This is a genomic window from Bradyrhizobium genosp. SA-3, assembly GCF_004212635.1.
Lineage (GTDB): Bacteria > Pseudomonadota > Alphaproteobacteria > Rhizobiales > Xanthobacteraceae > Bradyrhizobium.
Genome location: NZ_PSRT01000263.1, coordinates 1 through 4653 on the forward strand (window position 1 = coordinate 1; position 4653 = coordinate 4653).

Consider the following 4653-nt stretch of genomic DNA (forward strand, 5'->3'; position numbering starts at 1 on the left):
AGCGCCGGCGCGTCCTGGTGCGTGCCGCCTTCTTGGCGGCAGCGGAACGCGCCTTGGCGCCCTTGGTGCGGCTCGCTTTCCGCGCGGCGGCCGAACGCGAAGCCGCGGTTCGCTGGGTCGCGGCACGCTTGGCCTGCTTCGACAGCGCGCTGCGCGACGCTGTGGAGCGCGGCTCCTTCTTCAGGACGCCCTCGACGGCACGCGATACGCGCGGCCGCCGCTTCGGGGTGCGTTTGCCCTGACCGGCCTCATAGGCATATTTGGCGCTGCGGCGCGTCGACTTCTTGGTACGCCCTTTGCGCGGCGGCGGCAGATCGACGCCGGCGCGGCGCGCCTCGGAAAGTCCGATGGCGATGGCTTGCTTTGTCGAGCGTGCGCCGTGCTTGCCTTTCCTGATCTTGTCGATCTCGTCCTTGACGAATTCGCCGGCCTGCGTACTTGCCGATTTGCCGGCGCGCTTGTCCTGCTTTGCTTTGCGGATGATTTCCTGTCTTGGCATGGGTCGAGTTCCCTTTGAAATCACAGGGATGCAACGCGCAAGGCCGTCGATTGATCCTTTTCAGTTCCGCAGCGCCGCCAGCAATTCATCCGGGCGCTCGGCCATGATCATGTGTCCTGCGCCCGGCACGATGATGGTCTTCGCCTGCGGGATCGCCGCCGCCAGCGCCTTGCCGGCTTTCGCCGGAGTCATCATGTCTCGCTCGCCGAGAATGAGCGTGGTCGGCACCTTCACGCTCGCGGCGGCTTGAAGCGCGTTCGCATAGGTATTGCAGGCCGACAGATCCCTGAACAGCACGCCCGGCTCGCAATGCTTCAACACGGCCTGTGCGCCGCCATGCATCCAAAGGCCCGGCGCGAGGCTGCCGCCGAGCTCGGCCTTGAAGCCGAGGCCCCAGATCGAGACCATGTCGACGGCATCCTGGTCGTTGGCTTCGGCGGCCTTCAGCAGATCCGGGCCGACGGTCATGGTCGCGGCGGTGCCGATCAGGCTCAGCGCGGAGACCTTGTCGGGGTGGCGTGCGGCGGTCTCCAGCGAGATCAGCGAGCCCATGGAATGGCCGACCAGGTGCGCCTTCGCGGCACCTGCCGCATCCAGCAGCGCCGCCGTCCAGTCGGCCATCTCAGCGATGGTCGACAGCGACGGCCCGGCCGAGCGGCCGTGGCCGGGCAGGTCAGGCGCTAGCACCGAAAAGCCGTGATGGGCGAACCAGCGCGTGTGCAGCGCCCAGGTCGAATGGTCGAAGCCGGCGCCGTGGATGAAGACGACCGCTGGCAGCGACTTGTCGAAGTCGCGGCCGCCGGTTGCGACAAACACATCAGTGCCGTTGACGGAAAGCTTCATGGCGTCAGACCTTTTGCGAGATGCGCAGCGCTTGATTGAGATCGTCGATGATGTCAGACGCGGTCTCGATGCCGACCGATATCCGCACCAGCTCCTCGCCGATGCCGGCGGCCTTGAGCTGTTCGGCATCCATCTGCTGATGCGTGGTCGAGGCGGGGTGGATCACCAGCGTCTTGGCGTCGCCGACATTGGCGAGATGGCTGATCATGCGCAGCGACTCGATGAACTTGCGCCCGGCGGGCCGCCCGCCCTTGATGCCGAAGGAGACGATGGAGCCGGCGCCGCGCGGCAGCAGCGTCTTTGCAAGCTGATAGTCAGGGTGGGTCTCCAGCGAGGGATGCAGCACCCAGTCGACGGCCTTGTTGGCCTTCAAGGCTTCGAGCACGAGATGCGTGTTCTGCATATGCCGGTCCATGCGCACGCCCAGCGTCTCGACGCCCTGGAGCAGCTGGAACGCGTTGGTCGGGGACAGGCAGGCGCCGAAATCGCGCAGGCCCTCGGTGCGCGCGCGCATGATGAAAGCCGCGGTGCCGAACTGCTCGTCGAAGACGATGCCGTGATAGCCGCCATAGGGCTCGGTCAGCACGCCGAACTTGCCCGAGCCACGCCAGTCGAAGCGGCCGCCGTCGACGATGGCGCCGCCGATCGCGATGCCGTGGCCGCCGATCCACTTGGTCGCCGAATGCATGACGATGTCTGCGCCGAGTTCAATCGGGCGGCTGAGATAGGGCGTGGCGAAGGTGTTGTCGATCAGCAGCGGAATTTTTGCATCATGTGCGATCGCCGCGACCTCAGGGATGTCGAGCACTTCCAGCCCGGGATTGCCGATGGTCTCGCCGATCACCAGTCTCGTGTTCGGCCTGATCGCCGCACGGAATGCATCGAGATCGCGCGGCTTGACGAAGGTGGTGGTGATGCCGAAGCGCGGCAGCGTGTGCGCCAAGAGATTGATGGTGCCGCCATAGAGCGAGCTCGACGCCACGATGTGGTCGCCGGCGTTCAGAAGCGTCGCGATGGCCAGATGCAGCGCGGCCATGCCGCTGGCGGTGCAGATCGCGCCGATGCCGCCTTCGAGCGCTGCGAGCCGTTCCTCCAGCACGCCGGTGGTCGGATTGGAGATGCGCGTGTAGATGTGGCCGGCACGCTCCAGGTTGAACAGCGCGGCGGCATGGTCGGAATCCTGGAACACGTAGGACGTGGTCTGGTAGATCGGCACCGCGCGGGCGCCGGTCGCGGGGTCCGGATGCTGGCCCGCATGCAGGCTCAGGGTTTCGAAGGCAGGCGGTTTCGGCGCGGGCATGCGTGGCCTCGTTGGTCGATCGGCGGAGGCAGTCCTTGTGCCACAAAATCGCGCGGCACGTCAGCCATTGACAGCGCCGCCTAACCCCGGATCGCCTGCTCGATGATCCCGGCCTCGCGCAGCAGAATCTCCGCGACCTCCTGCTCGCGGCGGGGGCCGAGCCTCGTCCGAACGGCGGAGACCGTCATCGCAGCAGCCGGCTGTCCGTCCGGGCTCTTGATCCAGGTCGAGATCGATTTCGTGCCCTGCACGAGGCCAATCTCCCGCATGTAGTAGCCGCGCCGCCGTGCCGTGGTGATCTCGCCCATCACGGCTGCGACGTCGGTCTGGTAGGCCTCGAACCTCTTCTCGTTGGCCGCGACGATTTTTCGCGCGTCCTGCGCCGGCATCGCGGCGAGGATGGCGACGCCGGCGCTGGAGACGCCGAGCGGCCGGCGCGCGCCGACCTCGATCGACAGCACCTGGATCGGATAGACGCCGATCCTGCGATCGACGCACAGCGTGTCGTTGCCGGTCCGCACCGTCAGGAACAGCGTGTCGCCGATCTCGGCGGAGGCGCGTTGCAGCGAGGGATTGGCGGCGATCAAGAGCCGTGACGGCCGCGGCCGCGCGAGCGCCAGCTCCGGCACTTGGTTGCCGATCGCATAGCGACCGGTCCGCTCGTGCCGTTCGACGATGCCTTCCTCGATCAGCACGTGGACGATGCGATGCACGGTCGGGCGGGTGAGGCCGGTGGCCCTTACCACCTCGGCCAATGGCACACCGTCTTCGCGGCCTGCGGCCAGAATGCGCAGCACCACGAGGGCGCGCCGGATTGCTTGCGCGCCCTGCCGCGGTTCCCCGGCGTTGCGGGCGAATCTCGTCTTGTCCATATTATGGACAAGAACGCCACAATTCACTCGACAGGACAAGCGCGCATCTGAAGATTGCGCTCCGATCGAGATGCCTTTCGAGTTGCCTTGCGCAACGTCGCGGCATCCGATGTGGAATTGGAAGCGCCGCCGGGAGGTTAACATGAGATTAATCTGGATTGCCATCGCTGCCGCATTTGCGATGCTGGCTGGGCCTGGCTCGGGCCAGGAATGGCCTGCGCGCAACGTCAAGCTGATCGTGCCCTATCCGGCCGGCGGCAATGTCGACAGCGCGGCGCGCATCATCGCCGACAAGCTCCAGGAAAAGCTCGGCCAGCCCTTCATCATCGAGAACAAGGCCGGCGCCGGCGGCATGATCGCGGGCGAAGCCTTCGCCAAATCCACGCCCGACGGCTACACGCTGTTCGTCGGCGCCAACGGCCCGGTGCTGTTCGCGACCGAGATCAACAAGCGCGAGGCCTATAATTGGAAAAAGGACTTCCTGCCGATCTCGACCATTTCGATGACGCCGCTGGTGCTCGAGGTGCATCCCTCCGTGCAGGCTAATACGTTCAAGGAATTCATCGATCTCGCCAAGCGCGAGTCCGGCAAGCTGACCATGGCCTCGCCGGGTCCCGGCACCACCAACCACCTGCTCAGCGAGCTGATGCAGTCGAACCTCGAGCTGCAATGGGTCACCGCGCACTATCGCGGCAACGCGCCGGCGATCAACGACCTGCTCGGCGGCCAGGTGCAGTTCGCGTTCGACCAGCTCACGGTCAGCCTGCAGCACATCAAGGCCGGCCTGTTCCGCGCACTCGCCGTCACCAGCCCGCACCGCCTGAAGTCGCTGCCTGACGTGCCGACCTTTGCCGAGCTCGGCTACAAGGACTTTGACGGCCAGACCTTCACGGGCCTGTTCGCGCCTGCGGGCACGCCGGCGCCGATCGTCGACAAGCTGCACGAGACGCTGGTCGCGATCCTGAAGGACCCGGCCGTGGTCGACAAGTTCGAGAAGCTCGGCGGGGAGGCGACGGCGATGACGCCGGACGAGTTCAAGGCCTATCTCGCGCGCGAGGACGCCAAGTGGATTCCGGTGGTGCGCAAGGCCAACATCAGGGCGGATTGATCGATGCGGATCGATCCCAGCGAGCTCGGCG

Annotated in this window: 5 protein-coding genes; 1 reads left to right on the plus strand and 4 read right to left on the minus strand. The window is 66.2% G+C overall.

Features of this window, described 5'->3' with window-relative positions; all coding sequences use genetic code 11:
• The 4 genes from CWO91_RS41585 to CWO91_RS41600 form a co-directional block, all read right to left on the minus strand.
• The coding region (locus tag CWO91_RS41585) for a DUF6496 domain-containing protein (RefSeq protein ID WP_130221084.1) at positions 1-499 on the minus strand (499 nt) is incomplete at its 3' end.
• 60 nt (positions 500-559) lie between these two features.
• The gene (locus tag CWO91_RS41590) at positions 560-1342 is read right to left on the minus strand and encodes an alpha/beta fold hydrolase (RefSeq protein ID WP_130221085.1); all 783 of its coding nucleotides are present in this window, start codon (positions 1340-1342) and stop codon (positions 560-562) included.
• Positions 1343-1346: 4 nt separating this feature from the next.
• Positions 1347-2642, minus strand: a complete 1296-nt coding sequence (locus CWO91_RS41595; protein WP_130221086.1) for an O-acetylhomoserine aminocarboxypropyltransferase — start codon at positions 2640-2642, stop codon at positions 1347-1349.
• Between the two features lie 80 nt (positions 2643-2722).
• On the minus strand, positions 2723-3514 hold the full coding sequence (locus CWO91_RS41600; protein ID WP_165406077.1) for an IclR family transcriptional regulator: 792 nt from the start codon (positions 3512-3514) through the stop codon (positions 2723-2725).
• A 142-nt stretch (positions 3515-3656) separates the two neighbouring features.
• Here CWO91_RS41600 and CWO91_RS41605 point away from each other — a divergent pair, with 142 nt between their 5' ends.
• Positions 3657-4622: a Bug family tripartite tricarboxylate transporter substrate binding protein gene (locus tag CWO91_RS41605; RefSeq protein WP_130221087.1), complete on the plus strand. Its 966-nt coding sequence runs from the start codon at positions 3657-3659 to the stop codon at positions 4620-4622.
• Positions 4623-4653 lie beyond the last annotated feature (31 nt).

Excerpts from the sequence above, each read along its gene's own strand:
- CWO91_RS41590 (WP_130221085.1), bottom strand. The coding sequence starts at position 1,342 with ATGAAGCTTTCCGTCAACGGCACTGATGTGTTTGTCGCAACCGGCGGC.
- CWO91_RS41600 (WP_165406077.1), bottom strand. The coding sequence starts at position 3,514 with ATGGACAAGACGAGATTCGCCCGCAACGCCGGGGAACCGCGGCAGGGC.
- CWO91_RS41595 (WP_130221086.1), bottom strand. The coding sequence starts at position 2,642 with ATGCCCGCGCCGAAACCGCCTGCCTTCGAAACCCTGAGCCTGCATGCG.
- CWO91_RS41605 (WP_130221087.1), top strand. The coding sequence starts at position 3,657 with ATGAGATTAATCTGGATTGCCATCGCTGCCGCATTTGCGATGCTGGCT.